The organism is Pantoea sp. XAF26B01_ASV70 (assembly GCF_054512635.1).
In genome coordinates this window covers 656553-673323 of the sequence record NZ_CM137251.1, presented here as the reverse complement: position 1 = coordinate 673323, position 16771 = coordinate 656553, and the positions used below count along the sequence as shown (strand labels likewise).

The 16771-nt window shown below is 57.3% G+C and carries 16 protein-coding genes; 8 read left to right on the top strand and 8 right to left on the bottom strand.

Translation table 11 applies throughout. The annotated features are described in order from the left end of the window. Positions 1-212: 212 nt before the first annotated feature. Positions 213-635, bottom strand: a complete 423-nt coding sequence (gene exbD, locus ACX8ZY_RS03230; RefSeq protein WP_010249013.1) for a TonB system transport protein ExbD — start codon at positions 633-635, stop codon at positions 213-215. Between the two features lie 6 nt (positions 636-641). Continuing rightward, on the bottom strand, positions 642-1364 hold the full coding sequence (exbB, locus tag ACX8ZY_RS03225) for a tol-pal system-associated acyl-CoA thioesterase (protein WP_187491970.1): 723 nt from the start codon (positions 1362-1364) through the stop codon (positions 642-644). Positions 1365-1716: 352 nt separating this feature from the next. Between exbB and ACX8ZY_RS03220 the strand changes: the two genes are divergently transcribed. The 5 genes from ACX8ZY_RS03220 (at position 1717) to ACX8ZY_RS03200 (ending at position 6743) form a co-directional block, all read left to right on the top strand. After that, positions 1717-2688 carry a TRAP transporter substrate-binding protein gene (locus ACX8ZY_RS03220; RefSeq protein WP_010249015.1) on the top strand — a complete coding sequence of 324 codons (972 nt, stop codon included), beginning with the start codon at positions 1717-1719 and terminating at the stop codon, positions 2686-2688. 48 nt (positions 2689-2736) lie between these two features. Continuing rightward, positions 2737-3243, top strand: coding sequence for a TRAP transporter small permease (locus ACX8ZY_RS03215; RefSeq protein ID WP_010249016.1), 507 nt, complete (start codon positions 2737-2739; stop codon positions 3241-3243). 14 nt (positions 3244-3257) lie between these two features. After that, positions 3258-4544, top strand: a complete 1287-nt coding sequence (locus ACX8ZY_RS03210) for a TRAP transporter large permease (RefSeq protein ID WP_022623879.1) — start codon at positions 3258-3260, stop codon at positions 4542-4544. A 135-nt stretch (positions 4545-4679) separates the two neighbouring features. Next, entirely contained in the window at positions 4680-5873 is a 1194-nt protein-coding gene (gene metC, locus ACX8ZY_RS03205; RefSeq protein WP_421665222.1) for a cystathionine beta-lyase, read from the top strand. 207 nt (positions 5874-6080) lie between these two features. After that, a complete protein-coding gene (locus ACX8ZY_RS03200; RefSeq protein ID WP_010249020.1) occupies positions 6081-6743 on the top strand; it encodes a DedA family protein in 663 nt (220 codons plus the stop codon). 32 nt (positions 6744-6775) lie between these two features. Here ACX8ZY_RS03200 and ACX8ZY_RS03195 read toward each other — a convergent pair whose 3' ends face one another. After that, positions 6776-7684 (bottom strand): AraC family transcriptional regulator, encoded by a 909-nt coding sequence (locus ACX8ZY_RS03195; RefSeq protein ID WP_010249021.1) that lies wholly within the window; start codon positions 7682-7684, stop codon positions 6776-6778. Between the two features lie 203 nt (positions 7685-7887). Between ACX8ZY_RS03195 and dkgA the strand changes: the two genes are divergently transcribed. Continuing rightward, complete coding sequence (dkgA, locus tag ACX8ZY_RS03190; RefSeq protein ID WP_010249022.1) at positions 7888-8712, top strand: 2,5-didehydrogluconate reductase DkgA; 825 nt, start codon at positions 7888-7890, stop codon at positions 8710-8712. 97 nt (positions 8713-8809) lie between these two features. Here dkgA and ftsP read toward each other — a convergent pair whose 3' ends face one another. From ftsP to ACX8ZY_RS03170, 4 genes are all read right to left on the bottom strand, one after another. Continuing rightward, positions 8810-10240 (bottom strand): cell division protein FtsP, encoded by a 1431-nt coding sequence (ftsP, locus tag ACX8ZY_RS03185; protein ID WP_010249023.1) that lies wholly within the window; start codon positions 10238-10240, stop codon positions 8810-8812. Between the two features lie 141 nt (positions 10241-10381). Continuing rightward, positions 10382-11119 carry a 1-acylglycerol-3-phosphate O-acyltransferase gene (locus ACX8ZY_RS03180; RefSeq protein WP_010671121.1) on the bottom strand — a complete coding sequence of 246 codons (738 nt, stop codon included), beginning with the start codon at positions 11117-11119 and terminating at the stop codon, positions 10382-10384. A 45-nt stretch (positions 11120-11164) separates the two neighbouring features. Further along, the gene (parC, locus tag ACX8ZY_RS03175) at positions 11165-13438 is read right to left on the bottom strand and encodes a DNA topoisomerase IV subunit A (protein WP_010671122.1); all 2274 of its coding nucleotides are present in this window, start codon (positions 13436-13438) and stop codon (positions 11165-11167) included. A 192-nt stretch (positions 13439-13630) separates the two neighbouring features. After that, entirely contained in the window at positions 13631-14449 is an 819-nt protein-coding gene (locus ACX8ZY_RS03170) for a transporter substrate-binding domain-containing protein (protein ID WP_033759091.1), read from the bottom strand. 114 nt (positions 14450-14563) lie between these two features. On the opposite strand from ACX8ZY_RS03170, the gene ACX8ZY_RS03165 reads away from it, so the two are divergent. Then, positions 14564-15145 (top strand): NAD(P)H-dependent oxidoreductase, encoded by a 582-nt coding sequence (locus tag ACX8ZY_RS03165; RefSeq protein ID WP_010249028.1) that lies wholly within the window; start codon positions 14564-14566, stop codon positions 15143-15145. Between the two features lie 48 nt (positions 15146-15193). Next, a complete protein-coding gene (locus ACX8ZY_RS03160; protein ID WP_010249029.1) occupies positions 15194-15502 on the top strand; it encodes a putative quinol monooxygenase in 309 nt (102 codons plus the stop codon). 295 nt (positions 15503-15797) lie between these two features. Here the strand turns inward: ACX8ZY_RS03160 and ACX8ZY_RS03155 are convergent, their stop codons facing one another. Beyond that, the gene (locus ACX8ZY_RS03155; protein ID WP_010671124.1) at positions 15798-16697 is read right to left on the bottom strand and encodes a LysR substrate-binding domain-containing protein; all 900 of its coding nucleotides are present in this window, start codon (positions 16695-16697) and stop codon (positions 15798-15800) included. Positions 16698-16771 lie beyond the last annotated feature (74 nt).

Below are 16771 nucleotides of genomic sequence, written 5' to 3'. Positions count from 1 at the left end.
CCGTTTTAGCCTGCCTGATGCGGGATTAATGTGACCTGGCTCACCATTGCACTTTACAAACCCATGTACATAAGTAACAACCAATTAACAAGTCAGTTCGAGGAGCATAAGTGATTACCCTGGCCCTGATTTGCCTGATTTTATAGGGCTGGAGAGCAGCCATAAAAAAAGGCGACCTGAACAGTCGCCTTTTTCCTGAGCCGGATAACCCGCTATTTCTTCACGGTTTCCATGCCCATCAGACCAATTTTCAGATAGCCCGCCGTGCGTAGCTTATCCATCACGCTCATCAGCGTTTCATAATCGACTGACTTATCCGCCTGGAAGAAAATGGTGGTCTCTTTATTGCCCTGGGTCTGGTTAGTCAGCACGTTAACCAGCGACTCCGGCGTGACCTGATCGTTACCGACGTAAAGCTGCTTATCCGCTTTAATCGACAGGTAAACCGGCTTTTCCGGACGCGGCTGCGGCGCGCTGGTTGAGGCGGGCAGATTGACGCGTACGTCGACCGTGGCCAGCGGCGCGGCCACCATAAAGATGATCAGCAGAACCAGCATGACGTCGATAAACGGCGTCACGTTGATCTCATGCATTTCACCATCCGTTTCCAGATCGTCGTTTAATCGCATTGCCATAAGAACTTACCCTAAGCGCAGTTTCTGAGCCGTCGCAGGACGCGGAACATCAGTTGCGACGGTGCCCAGATCGATATCACGGCTCTGCAGCAGCATCACCTGAGCGGCGACATCACCCAGCGAGGCTTTGTAGTTGGCGATCATGCGGGCAAAGACGTTGTAGATCACCACCGCCGGAATCGCAGCGATCAGGCCAATTGCGGTTGCCAGCAGCGCTTCGGCGATACCTGGTGCAACAACCGCAAGGTTCGTCGTCTGGGTTTTAGCGATGCCGATAAAGCTGTTCATGATGCCCCATACGGTGCCGAACAGGCCGATAAACGGCGCAACCGAACCGATGGTCGCCAGGAAGCCATTGCCCCGGCCTGCATGACGGCTGAACGCAGCGACGCGGCGCTCAAGGCGGAAACTGGTGCGATCTTTAATCCCGTTGGTATCTTCCACGCCAGCCGACAGTTCAAGCTCATTCTGCGCATCATTCAGCAGCACCACACTGTGGCTGTGGCCGGTAAACGACTGGGCAATGCGGGCGGCGTCATTCAGATTGCGGGCTTCGCTCAGCGCCAGATGCTCGCGCTTCAGGCGGCGCTTAGCGGCGCTGAGTTCGGCATATTTGCCGAAGAAGATCGCCCAGGTCACCACTGAGGCCAATAACAGGCCAATCATGACCACCTTTACCACGATATCGGCATGTTGATACATGCCCCAAACGGAGAGGTCCGTTTGCATCAAATCACTGGCTACCACGCTGCTTCTCCAACTTCTGATTCAGGGATGCGAGACAAGCGCGAATAATAGCAAAACGACGGCGAATTGATAGTAGTTCTCATTAGTATTTACAAAGCTGATCGACGCCATTTACCCGCAATTGACCAGGTTTAAACACTTTTGACAAGGATGTTTCGAAAATGTGAAGTTGCATGAAAATTTATTAAAACATCGTTTCAAAATGTGATGGCATTCATTCAATCAGCATTGCCGCATTTTACTGGCGCGCGTTTTCACTATGCTGGCTCCACACGGTTCTCTCCGGTTAGCCCCCGACGCCGGACGCCGTCCTACCTCAGCGGGAGACAAAATAATGAGAATGACGAAAACATGCCTGGCCAGTGCCCTGGCGGCGATGATGATGAGCGCCACCGCCACGGCACAGGTGATCAAAGTGGCTGAAGTCCAGCCTGCCGGTTATCCGACCGTGGTCGCCCTGCAGCACATGGGCGACAAACTCAAACAGGCCACCGATGGACGGCTGGAGATGAAGCTCTTCGCCGGTGGCGTGCTGGGGGACGAAGATCAGACGCTGCAACAGGTGCAGCTGGGCGCAATCGACATGATCCGTGTGTCGCTGGCGCCAGTCACCTCGATCGCCCCGGAAACCAGCGTGCTGACCCTGCCCTACATTTTCCGCGACATTGACCACATGCACAAAGTGCTGGATGGCGAGATAGGCCGCGAGATTGCCGACAAATTCGATAAAGATCCCAACGCCCGCATGGTGTTCCTGGGCTGGACCGATGCCGGTGAGCGCAACATGATCACCAAGAAGCCGCTGGCAAAACCGGAAGATCTCAAAGGCATGAAGATCCGGGTGCAGAACAGCGCCATCTCGCTGGCGACGCTGAAAGCGATGGGCGCGAATCCGGTGGCGATGGGCGTCAGTGAAGTGTTCAGTGCGATGCAGACCGGCGTGGTCGATGGCACCGAGAACAATCCACCGACCTTTGTCGCCCATAACTATATGCCGGTGGCGAAGTACTACACCCTCAGCGGCCACTTTATCCAGCCAGAGATGATCCTGTTTTCAAAACGCGCCTGGGATCGCCTGAAACCTGAGGATCAGGCGCTGCTGAAGAAGCTCGGCAAAGAGGCGCAGGATGAGGAGCGCCAGCTCTGGGCGACCTATACCGAAGAGTCGATCGCCAAAATGAAGGCAGGTGGCGTCACCTTCCAGCAGACCGACCGTGACTACTTCGTCAAAGCGACCCAGCCGGTGCGCGATCAGTTTGGCGGCAAATATCAGGATCTGATGACCCGGATCGCTGAGGTGAAATAACCCTTCCGCGCCACACTGCCGTGTGGCGTGCTTAATCAGGTATCAATTATGGCTGCTTATACACGTCTGATGGATGGGCTCTATCTGCTCTGCATGCTGGTGGCCGCCGTGGCACTGATGATTATGGTGACGGTGATCCCGATCGGGATCTTCGCCCGCTACGTGATGAACGGCGCGCTCTCCTGGCCGGAACCGGTGGCCATTATCTGCATGATCATTTTTACGTTTATTGGCGCACCGGTCGGACTGCGGGCCGGAACGCATATCTGCGTTTCCATGGTCACCGATCGCCTGTCACCCGCCCGGCAACGCCTGATGCTGCGCGTCAGCGATCTGCTGATGATCATCACCTGTCTGGTGATCTTTCAGGCCAGTTACAGCCTGTGCGAAGCGATGTGGGTACAGACGCTCGCTTCATTACCGGCAGTGACTTACGGCGAGATGTATCTGCCGATTCCGATTGGTGCGATCTTTACCCTGCTGTTTGTTGTTGAGCGATTGCTGACCGGCGATCAGAGCCAGCGGCCGATTGTCACGCTGGGCGGCACCCACTAACGCGGAGCAGAAAAATGGATGCATTGATCTTGATAGGCAGTTTGCTGGTGTTGCTGATGGTGGGTTTTCCGGTCGCCTTTGCGGTGGGGCTGAGCGCCTTTATTGGCGCCTGGTGGATCGATCTGCCGCTGGAAGCGGTGGTGATTCAGGTGACCAACGGCATTAACAAATTTTCGCTGCTGACTATCCCGTTCTTTATTCTCGCGGGTGCGATTATGGCGGAGGGCGGGATTGCCCGGCGGCTGGTCAACTTCGCCTATATCTTTGTCGGCTTTATTCGCGGTGGCCTGTCGCTGGTGAACATTGTCGCCTCCACCTTCTTTGGCGCGATTTCCGGCTCATCGGTGGCGGATACCGCCTCGATTGGCTCGGTGATGATTCCGCAGATGGAGGAGAAAGGCTATCCGCGTGATTTCGCCGCCGCCGTCACCGCCAGCGGCTCAGTGCAGGCGGTGCTGACGCCACCCAGCCACAACTCGGTGATTTACTCGCTGGCGACCGGCGGCATGGTGACCATCTCCTCGCTGTTTGTTGCCGGTATCTTTCCCGGCCTGCTGCTGGGGGGCTGCCTGATGATAATGTGCCTGGGTTTTGCCCATAAACGCGGCTATCCCAAAGGAGAACGTATTCCGTTTCGTCAGGCGCTGAAAATCTTCTTCGACGCGTTCTGGGGCCTGTTTACCGTGGTGATCATTATGGGTGGCATTCTCTCCGGCATCTTTACCGCCTCGGAGTCCGCCGCGATCGCCTGTATCTGGGCCTTTTTCGTCACCATGTTTATCTACCGCGACTTTAAATGGAGCCAGCTGCATATCCTGCTGTTCCGCACCATTAAAACCGTCACCATCGTGATGGTGCTGATCGCCTTCGCGGCCGGATTCGGCGCGGTAATGACCTTTATGCAACTGCCGACGATTATCACCGAGGCCTTTACGAGCCTCTCCGATAACAAATATGTGATCCTGATGTGTATCAACATCCTGCTGCTGGTGGTGGGGACGCTGATGGATATGGCACCGCTGATCCTGATCCTGACGCCGGTGCTGTTGCCGGTCGCCACCGCGCTTGGCGTCGATCCGGTTCACTTCGGCATGATCATGCTGACCAACCTCGGGATCGGCCTGATCACCCCGCCGGTCGGTACGGTACTGTTTGTCGCCAGTGCGGTCAGTAAGCAGAAAATCGAGCAGGTGGTCAGAGCCATGCTGCCGTTTTACGGCATGCTGTTTATCGTGCTGATGCTGATTACCTATATTCCCGCCATCTCCCTCTGGTTACCGCGCCTGATGGGCGTGATGTAGCGTCGGCAAAATCGGGTCCGGTGGCGGACCCGATTTTCATCCTGCGAAGCACTCTGATAATCACCATTGAGTCTCAACCCTGCTGGTCGTTTCGTGGTAACGTGAGGGCTTAGTCAGAAGCGGCAAAGGCGACTCATGACCACCAGAAAAATTGATACCACGCTCGTCAGTGCAGGACGCAGCAAGCGTTATACCCAGGGCTCGGTGAACAGTGTGATTCAACGGGCCTCCTCGCTGGTTTTTGATACGGTCGCGGAGAAGAAACGCGCCACCGCCGGTCGGGCAAAAGGCGAACTCTTTTATGGCCGTCGTGGCACCCTGACGCACTTTGCGCTGCAGGATGCGATGACGGAGCTGGAAGGCGGCGCAGGCTGTGTGCTCTACCCCTGCGGCGCGGCTGCCGTGGCGAACGCGATTCTGGCGTTTGTCGAGGCGGGCGACCACGTGCTGATGAGTGGCGCAGTCTATGAACCGACCCAGGATTTCTGTACTAAAATCCTGACTAAGCTGCAGGTTTCAACGGGCTGGTTCGATCACTGCATCGGCAGTGAAATCGGTGAGCTGGTGCAGCCCAATACCCGGGTCGTTTTCCTGGAATCACCGGCCTCTATTACGATGGAAGTTCAGGATATTCCGGCGATTGTGGCGGCGGTTCGCGCCAAAGCGCCCGAGGCGATCATTATGATCGACAACACCTGGGCAGCCGGTATCTTATTTGATGCGCTGGCGCACGACATCGATATTTCGATTCAGGCGGGCACCAAATATCTGATTGGTCATAGCGATGCGATGATCGGCACGGCGGTCGCCAATGCGCGCTGTATCGATCAGCTGCGCGAGAACTCCTATCTGATGGGTCAGATGGTCGATGCCGATACCGCCTACATGGCGAGTCGGGGGCTGCGCACGCTGGGCACCCGTCTGCGTCAGCATGAAGAGAGCGCGATTCAGGTGGCAGAGTGGCTGGCAGCGCGTCCCGAAGTGGCGCGGGTTAATCACCCGGCGCTGGCGCAGAGCAAAGGTCATCAGTTCTGGCAGCGTGATTTTAACGGCAGCAGCGGCCTGTTCTCTTTTATCCTGCAGGAAAAACTCAGCGCACCCCAGCTGGCGGAATATCTCGATCACTTCCATCATTTCAGCATGGCTTACTCCTGGGGCGGCTATGAATCGCTGATCCTGGCGAATCAGCCGGAAGAGCTGGCCGCGATTCGTCCGGCGGGTGGAGTCGATTTCACCGGTACGCTGGTGCGACTGCATATTGGTCTGGAGCACGTTGACGATCTGCTGGCTGACCTGGACGCCGGTTTTGCGCGCCTGACGCGTTATTAAATTCAGGCAAAAGATAAACAGACGCTAAACAGAAGATGAACCGGGTAGCGGCCACCCGCAGAGTTTGCCGGGCTGCTGCTCATTTATTGTTAAAATTTATCCCAGACCGTTCAGGTCATCAGTGAGGTCGCTGCATTTATTGCGCAGCGCCGCGACCGATTGCCTGAATGCAGACGGATAGTTCCTTGTGACGTGATGGAATAGCAAATGGGTGTTTTACACGAGATTGTCCACGCGCTCTGGCATCAGGATTTTGCCGCGCTGGCAAATCCGGATGTGGTGTGGGTGGTGTACGGCGTGATGTTCCTGACGCTGTTTCTGGAAAATGGGCTGTTACCCGCCTCTTTCCTGCCGGGCGACAGCCTGCTGCTGCTGGCGGGTGCGATGGTGGCAAAAGGGGTGATGGATTTTGTGCCGACGATGGTGATCCTCACCACCGCCGCCAGCCTGGGCTGCTGGCTGAGCTATCTGCAGGGTCGCTGGCTGGGAAATACCCGGCTGGTGAAGAGCTGGCTGATGCATCTGCCCGCGCAGTATCACCAGCGCGCGTGGAATATGTTTAACCGTCACGGCCTGATGGCGCTGCTGGTCGGCCGTTTTCTGGCCTTCATCCGGACGATCCTGCCGACCATGGCGGGCATTGCGGGCTTGCAGAATGGTCGCTTTCAGCTGTTCAACTGGCTCAGCGGCGTGCTGTGGGTCGGCATCGTCGTGACGTTTGGCTATGGCATCAGCCAGGTGCCGTTCATCAAGCGTCATGAAGATCAGGTGATGGCGATCCTGATGATACTGCCGATGGTGTTGCTGTTTCTCGGGCTGTTCGGCAGCATTCTGGTTATCTGGAAAAAGCGTCGGCAGAAACAGGCCTGACGTCAGCGCGTAGCATCAGGATCCGCCGCCACTCAGGCGGACGGATCCGCTACCGTCTGCCGCACACGATTCACCTCTTCCCCTGGCGTCACGCCAAAATAGCGCTTAAATTCCCGCGAAAACTGTGAGGGACTTTCATAGCCAACCCGCACCGCCGCCGCACTCGCTTTCAGTCCATCGTGCAGCATCAGCAATCGCGCCTGATGCAGGCGATATCGCTTGAGATACTGCAGGGGCGACGTCTGCGTGACCGCTTTAAAGTTGTGATGAAAGGCTGAAACGCTCATGTTCACTTCCGCCGCCAGCGCATCGACGCTGAGGTTTTCCGCATAGTGATTCTCAATCCGTCGCAGGGCTCGCGCGATCAGGCTGAATTGCGTCTGTCGGCTCACCAGTGAGAGCAGCGCACCACCAATCGGGCCAGTCAGCACGTAGTAGATAATCTCCCGCACGATGTGCGGCCCCAGCACCCGCGCATCGCGCGGCTGGGTCATCACATCAAGCAGCCGCTCAGCGGCACACAGCATCGGTTCCGTCAGCCACGCCGAGTGGATCCCCGAGGTCTGCGGCTGCGGCTGGAACTGATCGTCATCGCCGATTTCAATCAGCAGATCCTGCAGGCTGGCGGTATCGACATTAAGGCACAGCCCGGCAATCGGCACTTCTGGCGAGGCCCAGGTTTCGCACTCCACCGGCAGCGGCACCGTGAGCATCAGGTACTTGCTGGCGTCATACTGAAACACCGTGCTGCCGAGATAGCCGGTTTTGCTGCCCTGAAACAGGATCACAATGCCGGGCTGATACATCATCGGCGTACGGGGACGATATTGATTAGCGTAAATCAGCGACACATTTTCGACCGGGCAAAGACGGTCGTGACCATGGGTCATTAACGTGACGACCTGCTGCGCCAGCCGGTGACACAGGGCATCGTGCGCCATAGCGACTCCTTTTACGGGCAAAAAGCCAGTGTGCCGTGCGAATGCCTGAATCACCAGCAGCCTGGAGAATCAGGCAAGAAATTTACCGGATCGGGCATGCGGCAGAACCGCTGTTGTTGCCTCAGCTAAGCAGGCTGAGAATTGTTGGCTAGACTTAAGCACAGTGAAATCTCACGGATTAACCGCAACGGAAAGGAGCAACTATGGCAGACCAACCCATTATCAAACTGCGCGATGGCAATATGATGCCGCAACTCGGACTCGGCGTGTGGCAGGCCAGCATTGAAGATGCACGTCATGCGGTGCTGAAAGCGCTGGAGGTCGGCTATCGCTCAATCGATACCGCCGCCGCCTATAAGAATGAAGAGGCGATTGGCCAGGCACTGCAGGAAACTGACGTGCCGCGAGAAGAGATTTTCGTGACCACCAAACTCTGGAACGACGATCAGCAGAACGTTCAGCAGGCGATGGAAACCAGCCTGGAGAAACTGAAACTGGAGCAGGTTGATCTCTATCTGATGCACTGGCCGTGCCCGGAAAAAGACAATTATGTCGATGCCTGGAAGAAGATGATTGAACTGCAGCAGCAGGGGCTGACTAAAAGTATCGGCGTCTGTAACTTCCATGAGGCGCATCTGAAGCGACTGCTGGATGAAACCGGTGTCACGCCGGTGGTGAACCAGATTGAGCTGCACCCGATGCTACAGCAGCGCACGCTGCATGCGTGGAACGCACTGCATCAGATCCAGACCGAATCCTGGAGTCCGCTGGCGCAGGGCGGCAAAGGGGTCTTCGATCAGGAGATCATCAAGTCGCTGGCGAAGAAATATGGCAAGACGCCGGCACAGATCGTAATCCGCTGGCATCTGGATAGCGGCCTGGTGGTGATTCCGAAGTCGGTGACACCAGCCCGCATTGAAGAGAACTTTAAGGTGTTCGACTTCCGTCTGGACAAGCATGAAGTGAGCGATATTGCGAAGCTGGACAGCGGCAATCGTCTGGGGCCGGATCCGGAAACCTTTAACTAAGGCTGGGCGTCACCGGGGACCTCACCTTATCTGCCCTGCGGCGGGGGCAGCTAACGATTAACGCGGTCAGGCGGGCTCTCCCTGCCTGACCGCGCTGTTATGCGCTGGGCTGCACCACCAGCTGACCGGCAGTGCCGCGGTCGGCCAGTTCCAGCGTCTGACTGTAGTAGACGAACGGGAAGTGATCTGACGAACTTTGCGGGAAAGTGACCATCAGTTCCACGCTGCCATCGACCCACACCGTATCTTTCCAGCCACGATCTTCACCCATCGGCTGTGCACCATTCACACTTTTAATCAGGAACATCACGCCCTGGATATGCAGCGACTGTGGCCGGTCAGCATGCAGGATCCAGCGCTCAAAGGTGCCCTGCTGTGCCGTGGTGTCAATGCGGCTCATATCCCAGATCGCGCCGTTAATGCCCGGCATGCTGTCACCGATGCGGAATTCACGGGTGCGAACCGCCACGCCATCCAGAATCTGATCGGCCAGCAGCCGCATCGGCAGATTATCCGTCACCAGCGGCAGCAAGCCGGTTGGCCGCAGCGTCAGGATCAGGGTTGATGTCAGAATGGAGGATGGCTCAAAGAAACCGCGCAGCCGATCCATAATGCCCGCCGCCGTACCTGCGGTAATCGACACTTCATCGCCCTGCGACATATCCACCAGCACTTCGCGGCGTTCGCCCGGCGCCAGTGACAGGCGCTGCACCGCGACCGGCGCAGGCAGATAGCCCTGATCGCTGGCGATGACCATAAACGGGCGATTGTCGCTGAGCACCATCTCATAGCGGCGCGCATTCGAGGCGTTCAGCAGACGCAGACGCACCCAGCCGCGTGATACCTCCACAAACGGATTGCGTACGCCATTCACCAGCAGCGTGTCGCCCAGGAAACCGCCATCCTGCGGCGGGTCATAGACCGGCGTGGCAAAGTTATCGAGCCGCTTGTCCTGAATGATAATCGGGAAGTCATCGACGCCGTAATGCTTCGGCAACGGCAGCTGCCTGCCAATATCATCTTCCACCAGCCACATCCCCGCCAGTCCGTTATAGATGTGCGGAGCCATGCGGTTCGGCGTGTTGGCGTGATACCAGCAGGTTGAGGCCGCCTGACGAATCGGCAGCACCGGCGACCAGTCGACACCGGCTGACATCATACGCGGCGCGCCACCCATCAGCGCGCCCGGCAACTGCAGGCCGCTGATAGTCATGGAGACCGGCTCGTTCAGACGGTTGCTGTAGATCAGCTTAACGTCATCGCCGCTGTAAACCCGGACGGTCGGGCCAAGATAGAGGCCATTAATGCCCCACACCGGCACTTTGTTGTTGTCGCCATTAAAAGACCAGTGGCTGCGCTGCATTGTCAGGAACAGCGGCTGGCCGCGACGGGATTCCAGCAACGGCGGAACCGGAAGTGGCGTATCGCCATTAGCTGAAGAAGCGGCACGCGCCGCATGAGGTAGTACACTGGCGCTAAGCGCCGCTCCGGCAGAAAGCTGGATGAACTGACGTCTGCTGAAAGACATAAAACTTCTGACCCTTTACGCGTGGCGCTAGGCGCCGACCCTGTTTTTATTGATCTGTTTTTGCTGTGCTGCGTTCACGGCGGGCGGACGTGCCCCGCCGTGCGGCATCCCTGCAGGATAGTTCGGCGAATGGTTCGCCGGTCAGATATTTCCGTTTTTTTCGCGTTCTGCGACTTCGGCGTTCAGCTCTTCCAGCTTTGCCGCCATCAGTTCGCGACAGTGGGTCGCCAGCTTACGCACCGACGACGACTCGAAAGCCTTTACATCAATCGGTGGCAGCATCTCAACGATTACCAGCCCGTTTTTCCAGCGATTGAGGTTGATCTTGCCATGCGTGTTAGAGACCACAATCGGAATGATCGGCACACCCGCCGCCACTGCGGCGTGAAAGGCACCGGTTTTAAACGGCAGCAGGCCACGGCCACGACTGCGCGTTCCTTCCGGGAACATCCAGATGGAGATGCGCTTACTGTTAAACTCATCTACCAGCTGACCGATCGTGCCGCGTGCTTTTGCACGGTCATCGCGATCGATCAACAGGTTACCGGTCAGCCAGTAGAGCAGGCCAAAAAATGGCACCCACAACAGGCTCTTCTTGCCCACCGTCACCGTACAGGGCTGCACCATTTTAGCCGCGGTGACCATGTCGTAGTTGTTCTGATGGTTCGCGATGTAGATCGCATTACCATAATTCTCAGCACCTTCCGGTCTGCGCAGTTCTACTTTAAGGCCAAACACCGTCGACAGTTTGCCGAACAGATGGCCAAATGTGGCGACATGACGCGGATTGCGCGGTGAAAACAGACACCAGATACAGCCAGATATACAGACTAAGATCGAATAGATGACCACAATAATGGCACGCAGAATCAGTAACATAGTTCCCTCATTGAGCCACGGCTGACGCGGTGTCAGCCGGGTAGTTTACGCTTCGCTATCCGGGCTCGCCGGACGCGCAGGCGCATCCAGTTCAACACGATCAATTTTTTGCAGGCCGCGCGGTAACAGCGTGCCGCGACGTCCGCGATCGGCGCGGAATTTTTGTAGCTCTTCACTGCGCAGCAGCATTTTACGCTTGCCCACGTGCAGCGTGATAGCGCTGCCCGGCGGCAAAATCATCAGCCAGGCCAGTTTGTCCTGACCGGCGGCCGCTTCCGCGGATGGAATCGAGATGATTTTGTTGCCCTTGCCTTTCGACATCTGCGGCAGCTCCCCGACCGGGAACATCAGCATCCGTCCCGCCTGGGTGATCGCCAGCAGCATGTCATCTTCATGATGGACGGCCATCGGCGTCATCACACGGGCGTTTTCCGGCAGCGTCAGCAGCGCTTTACCGGCGCGGTTGCGCGACACCAGATCGCTGAAGGTACAGATAAAGCCATAACCCGCATCAGAGGCCATCAGCAGGCGCTGGTCATCCGGCTCCATCAGCACCTGTTCAACTACCGCACCCGGCGGTGGCGTCAGCTTGCCGGTCAGCGGCTCGCCCTGCCCGCGCGCGGAAGGCAGCGACGTCGGATCCAGCGTGTAGCTGCGGCCGGTGGAGTCGATAAAGGCCACCGGCTGATTGCTCTTGCCGCGTGCTGCAGCCAGATAGCTGTCGCCCGCTTTGTAGCTGAGTCCGGCTGGATCGATATCGTGGCCTTTGGCGCTGCGCACCCAGCCCATCTGCGACAGCACAATGGTCACCGGTTCAGACGGCACCAGCTCGGTTTCGCTCAGGGCTTTGGCTTCTTCACGCTCACGCAGCGGCGAGCGACGATCGTCGCCGTAGCTGGCGCTGTCAGCCTGTAACTCTTTTTTCAGCAGGGTATTCATCTTGCGTTCAGAGGCCAGCGTGGCCTGCAGCTGATCGCGCTCTTTTTCCAGCTCCGCCTGCTCGCCACGGATCTTCATCTCTTCCAGTTTTGCCAGGTGGCGCAACTTCAGTTCGAGGATCGACTCGGCCTGGGTTTCGCTGATGCCAAAGCGTGACATCAGGACCGGCTTAGGCTCATCCTCAGTACGGATGATCTCGATCACTTCATCGATGTTCAGGAACGCAACCAGCAAACCTTCCAGGATATGCAGGCGGCGCAGCACGCGATCCAGGCGGTGATTCAGACGACGTTTGACCGTATCTCGGCGGAACACCAGCCATTCGGTCAGGATCTCATGCAGGTTTTTCACCGCCGGGCGGTTATCCAGCCCGATCATGTTGAGGTTAACGCGGTAGCTCTTTTCCAGATCGGTGGTGGCGAACAGATGGTTCATCACCTGATCGAGATCGACGCGGTTGGAGCGCGGAACGATCACCAGGCGGGTCGGGTTCTCGTGATCCGATTCATCACGCAGATCCTCCACCATCGGCAGCTTTTTATTGCGCATCTGGTTCGCAATCTGCTCCAGCACGCGCGCGCCCGACACCTGATGCGGCAGCGCGGTAATCACCGCCTCGCCCTCTTCCTTCTTCCAGACTGCACGCTGGCGAATCGAGCCGCGACCGGTCTGATAGATTTTGCGGATCTCGTCACGCGGCGTGATGATCTCCGCCTCTGTAGGATAATCAGGCCCCTGGACAATATCCAGCAGCTGTTCCAGCGTGGTTTTCGGCGAGTCGATCAGTGCGATGGCGGCCTGAGCCACTTCGCGCAGGTTGTGCGGCGGAATATCGGTCGCCATACCCACGGCAATCCCGGTGGTGCCGTTCAGCAGAATATTGGGCAGGCGCGCCGGTAACATCTTCGGCTCCTGCAGCGTGCCATCAAAGTTCGGCTGATAATCGACCGTCCCCTGACCCAGCTCACCCAGCAGCAGCTCGGCATATTTCGACAGGCGGGATTCGGTGTAACGCATCGCCGCGAATGACTTGGGATCATCCGGTGCACCCCAGTTACCCTGGCCATCGACCAGCGGATAACGGTAGGAGAACGGCTGCGCCATCAGCACCATCGCTTCATAACAGGCGCTGTCGCCGTGCGGATGGTATTTACCCAGCACGTCACCTACGGTACGCGCCGATTTTTTGAATTTTGCGCTGGCGCTAAGTCCCAGTTCGGACATGGCGTAGACGATACGTCGCTGAACCGGCTTTAATCCGTCGCCAATGTAAGGCAGGGCGCGGTCCATGATGACGTACATCGAATAGTTTAAGTACGCATTCTCGGTGAATGTGTGCAGGGCAAGACGCTCTGCACCATCCTGAGTCAGTTCACTCATTAATTTCTCATCCTCACATCGTGGCCCACAACGGCGGGACACCCGGCGGTGGTTTGGCGAGGATAGTACCTTATTCGCTGGTGTTAGTCACAGGGGAAGCGCGGGAGAGCAGGCTTCCCGCCGCGCGATTTTATGTGCCAGAGGCACGCCGGATTCAGACCGGCAAGTGTCTGACCTCTCTGTGGAAGTGGATCAGGGCTTTGCGCCCATCCACTGGCGGGCAATGTCACGATATTCGCCGGTGGCGGTGCTGAGATGCAGCCACTGATCGACATAGAGCTTCCAGCTGATATCGTCACGCGGAATCATGTAAGCCTTCTCGCCATACTGCAGCGGTTTGTCGGGATTGATCGCGCAGAGCGTCGGGTAATGTTGCTGCTGAAAACGCGCTTCAGAGGCATCGGTGATCATCACATCCGCCTTGTTGTCCACCAGTTGCCGGAAGATGGTGACGTTATCGTGGAACAGCGTCAGTGAGGCCTTTGGCAGGTGGCTGTGCACAAAGGCTTCGTTGGTGCCGCCTGCCGGTTCAATCAGCCGCACGTCAGGCCGGTTGAGCTGTTCGATGGTCTGGAAGCGATCTTTATCGCTGCAGCGCACCAGCGGGATTTTGCCATCCACATCCAGCGGCCGGGCGAACCAGGCGGTCTGCTGGCGTTTCAGCGTGACGGAGACGCCGCCGACGGCGATATCACACTGCTTTGCCAGAAAATCGGGCATCAGGTTTTTCCAGCTGGTTGGCACCCACTCCACTTTCGCGCCGAGCGAGGTAGCCAGCGCGTTCGCCATGCTGATATCCAGCCCTTCATACTGACCATCGGGTCGCAGGTAGCTGTAAGGCTTGTAATCGCCGGTGGTGCAGACCTTAAGCGTTTTAGAACTGAGGATGGTGTCGAGATGAGATTGTGCCTGGACAGCACCGGTGGCCAGCAGCAAAGAGAGGACAATTTTTTTCATTTTGCGTTTTTCTATAATTGTTTTCACAGTGAGTTTGCCTGCCGATGGTGCCATAAACCGGCGCATTGTTGCTTCCACAGCAAAAGTGTTGTGATCAACCTCCCATTTTTCTGCGACCCCAGCGCGCGTAAGCTAAGCGCCATATTCAGGAAATGAGGCAAACAATTCATGAGCAAGATTTTAATTATCGATGGCGGCAAAACCTTTGCCCACTCTAAAGGCGAACTGAACCACACGCTGACCGACGTTGCGGCCAGCCAGTTGCGTGACATGGGGCATGAGGTGTCTGTGACCCTGGCTGACAGCGACTACGTGGTCGCCGATGAAGTGCAGAAATATGTCGATAGCGATGTGGTGATTTATCAGATGCCTGGCTGGTGGATGGGCGAACCGTGGACCGTGAAGCGTTATATCGATGAAGTCTTTACCGAAGGCCACGGCTCGCTCTACGCCAGTGATGGCCGTACCCGTTCTGATGCGGCGAAGAAATATGGTTCCGGCGGTCTGCTGCAGGGCAAAAAATATATGCTGTCACTGACCTGGAACGCGCCGCTGCAGGCCTTTACCGATCCGGAGCAGTTCTTTGAAGGCGTCGGCGTCGACGGTCTTTATCTGCACTTCCACAAAGCTAACCAGTTCCTGGGCATGGAAGCGCTGCCGACCTTTATCTGCAACGATGTGATTAAAGCGCCGGACGTGCCACGCGATATTGCCGCTTATCGGACCCATCTTAGTCGCGTTTTTGCGTAAGATGGCTGGGGGATACCCCCTATTTTCCCATGAAAGAGGAATTCGCGAATGTTAACAGTCGTTGCTGAAATTTGTGTCAAACCCGGTCGCCGTCAGGCCGTGCTGGATGCGGTGAAAAAACTGATCCCCCTGGTTTTAGAAGAAGAAGGCTGCCATCAGTATGACGCGCTGCTGGACCATCAGGCGCAGGTGCCGTGGAAACAGAACTCGCCGGACTCCATTTTTATGCTGGAACAGTGGGAAACGCTGCGTCATCTGGAGCAGCATCAGCAGATGCCGCACATGGATGCGCATCGCGCCATCATTAAAGATGATGTGGTGGATGTGAAGATTCTGGTGCTGGAACCCAGCGCCTGATTCGTGCTGAAGGCTTAACCCCTTTTCGGTAAACGGGGTCAGTCTGCTGACAACCTCAAACCTGAGTGCCTCTGGCAGCAATGAATTAGCTCAACGCGAAGGGAACACGGTCAGAAGAGGAAAGCGTCCCGCGCCAGGGATGGCGCGGGTAGAGCGACCAGGGACTGGCTTGAGCGCCTTTCCGATCTGACCGTGTTCCCTGTGCAAGCACAATCTCACAGCGAATCCGGCCAGACTTGCCAGCATCTCCAAACCCCTGCCCTATGACAGGGGTTTTTTATTATGGCAGGAGAGATCATAGCAGCTGACGCCGATCAATCTCGGTGCGGAGAAAATCCAGAAAGCAGCCGATGCGCGAAGAGAGCGTGGTGTTGCGGTAATAGACCGCATGCACCGGCAACCGCAGCTCGCGGGTTTCAGCGGGGAGAACCGGCACCAGCCGGCCTGCCGCGCAATCTTCCCGGCTGACAAAGTCGGAGAGGCGTGCGATCCCCTGTCCTGCCAGCGCCAGCTGCCGGATGGTTTCGCCGCTGGAGGCAGAGATTGTGGGCTTAATGCGCATGAAATCGCCATCAGGCTGCCAGATCGGCCAGACGTTGTGCGCCTCAAGATGGCTGAAGCCGATGATTTGATGCTGCGCGAGATCAGCCACGCTCTGCGGGGTGCCCGCTTTCGCCAGATAGGCCGGACTGGCCATCAGCCGGATCGCACTGCTGCCAAGCATCCGGGCGCGCAGCGTAGAGTCGCGCAGTTCGCCGATGCGAATGGCAATGTCCGTTTGCTGCTCCAGCAGATCGATCAGGATATCGTCGGTATTCAGTTCAAGCTGGATCAGGGGATAGCGGGCGCGGAAATCGTCCACCAGCGGCACAATCACATGCAGCATAAAAGGGGTGGCGGCGTTTACCCGCAGCCGCCCTGACGGCATCTCGCGCCGCAGGGCTATCTGCTCTTCGGCCTGCTCAACCGAGGCCAGGATCTGTCGCGCATGCTCCAGAAAAACCTGTCCCTCTTCGGTCAGCGCCAGCCGTCGGGTGGTGCGATGCAGCAGGGTGGTCTGCAGCTTGCTCTCCAGCCGGGACAACGCCCGGCTGATGCCCGAACTGGTCTGCGCCAGCTGGGATGCCGCCGCGGTAATAGAACCGCTGTCCACCACCGCCACCCAGGCACGTAACTCTTCCAGGGTAATTTTCACAAGGATTACTGTCTCTGCTCTGAATCTGCCGGGTTCTCCGGGGATGTGCTGGCTGAAGCACAAAGAGAACAGGA

Coding starts and splice junctions, on each gene's coding strand:
- exbD (WP_010249013.1), bottom strand. CDS start 635: ATGGCAATGCGATTAAACGACGATCTGGAAACGGATGGTGAAATGCAT.
- exbB (WP_187491970.1), bottom strand. CDS start 1,364: ATGCAAACGGACCTCTCCGTTTGGGGCATGTATCAACATGCCGATATC.
- ACX8ZY_RS03220 (WP_010249015.1), top strand. CDS start 1,717: ATGAGAATGACGAAAACATGCCTGGCCAGTGCCCTGGCGGCGATGATG.
- ACX8ZY_RS03215 (WP_010249016.1), top strand. CDS start 2,737: ATGGCTGCTTATACACGTCTGATGGATGGGCTCTATCTGCTCTGCATG.
- ACX8ZY_RS03210 (WP_022623879.1), top strand. CDS start 3,258: ATGGATGCATTGATCTTGATAGGCAGTTTGCTGGTGTTGCTGATGGTG.
- metC (WP_421665222.1), top strand. CDS start 4,680: ATGACCACCAGAAAAATTGATACCACGCTCGTCAGTGCAGGACGCAGC.
- ACX8ZY_RS03200 (WP_010249020.1), top strand. CDS start 6,081: ATGGGTGTTTTACACGAGATTGTCCACGCGCTCTGGCATCAGGATTTT.
- ACX8ZY_RS03195 (WP_010249021.1), bottom strand. CDS start 7,684: ATGGCGCACGATGCCCTGTGTCACCGGCTGGCGCAGCAGGTCGTCACG.
- dkgA (WP_010249022.1), top strand. CDS start 7,888: ATGGCAGACCAACCCATTATCAAACTGCGCGATGGCAATATGATGCCG.
- ftsP (WP_010249023.1), bottom strand. CDS start 10,240: ATGTCTTTCAGCAGACGTCAGTTCATCCAGCTTTCTGCCGGAGCGGCG.
- ACX8ZY_RS03180 (WP_010671121.1), bottom strand. CDS start 11,119: ATGTTACTGATTCTGCGTGCCATTATTGTGGTCATCTATTCGATCTTA.
- parC (WP_010671122.1), bottom strand. CDS start 13,438: ATGAGTGAACTGACTCAGGATGGTGCAGAGCGTCTTGCCCTGCACACA.
- ACX8ZY_RS03170 (WP_033759091.1), bottom strand. CDS start 14,449: ATGGCACCATCGGCAGGCAAACTCACTGTGAAAACAATTATAGAAAAA.
- ACX8ZY_RS03165 (WP_010249028.1), top strand. CDS start 14,564: ATGAGCAAGATTTTAATTATCGATGGCGGCAAAACCTTTGCCCACTCT.
- ACX8ZY_RS03160 (WP_010249029.1), top strand. CDS start 15,194: ATGTTAACAGTCGTTGCTGAAATTTGTGTCAAACCCGGTCGCCGTCAG.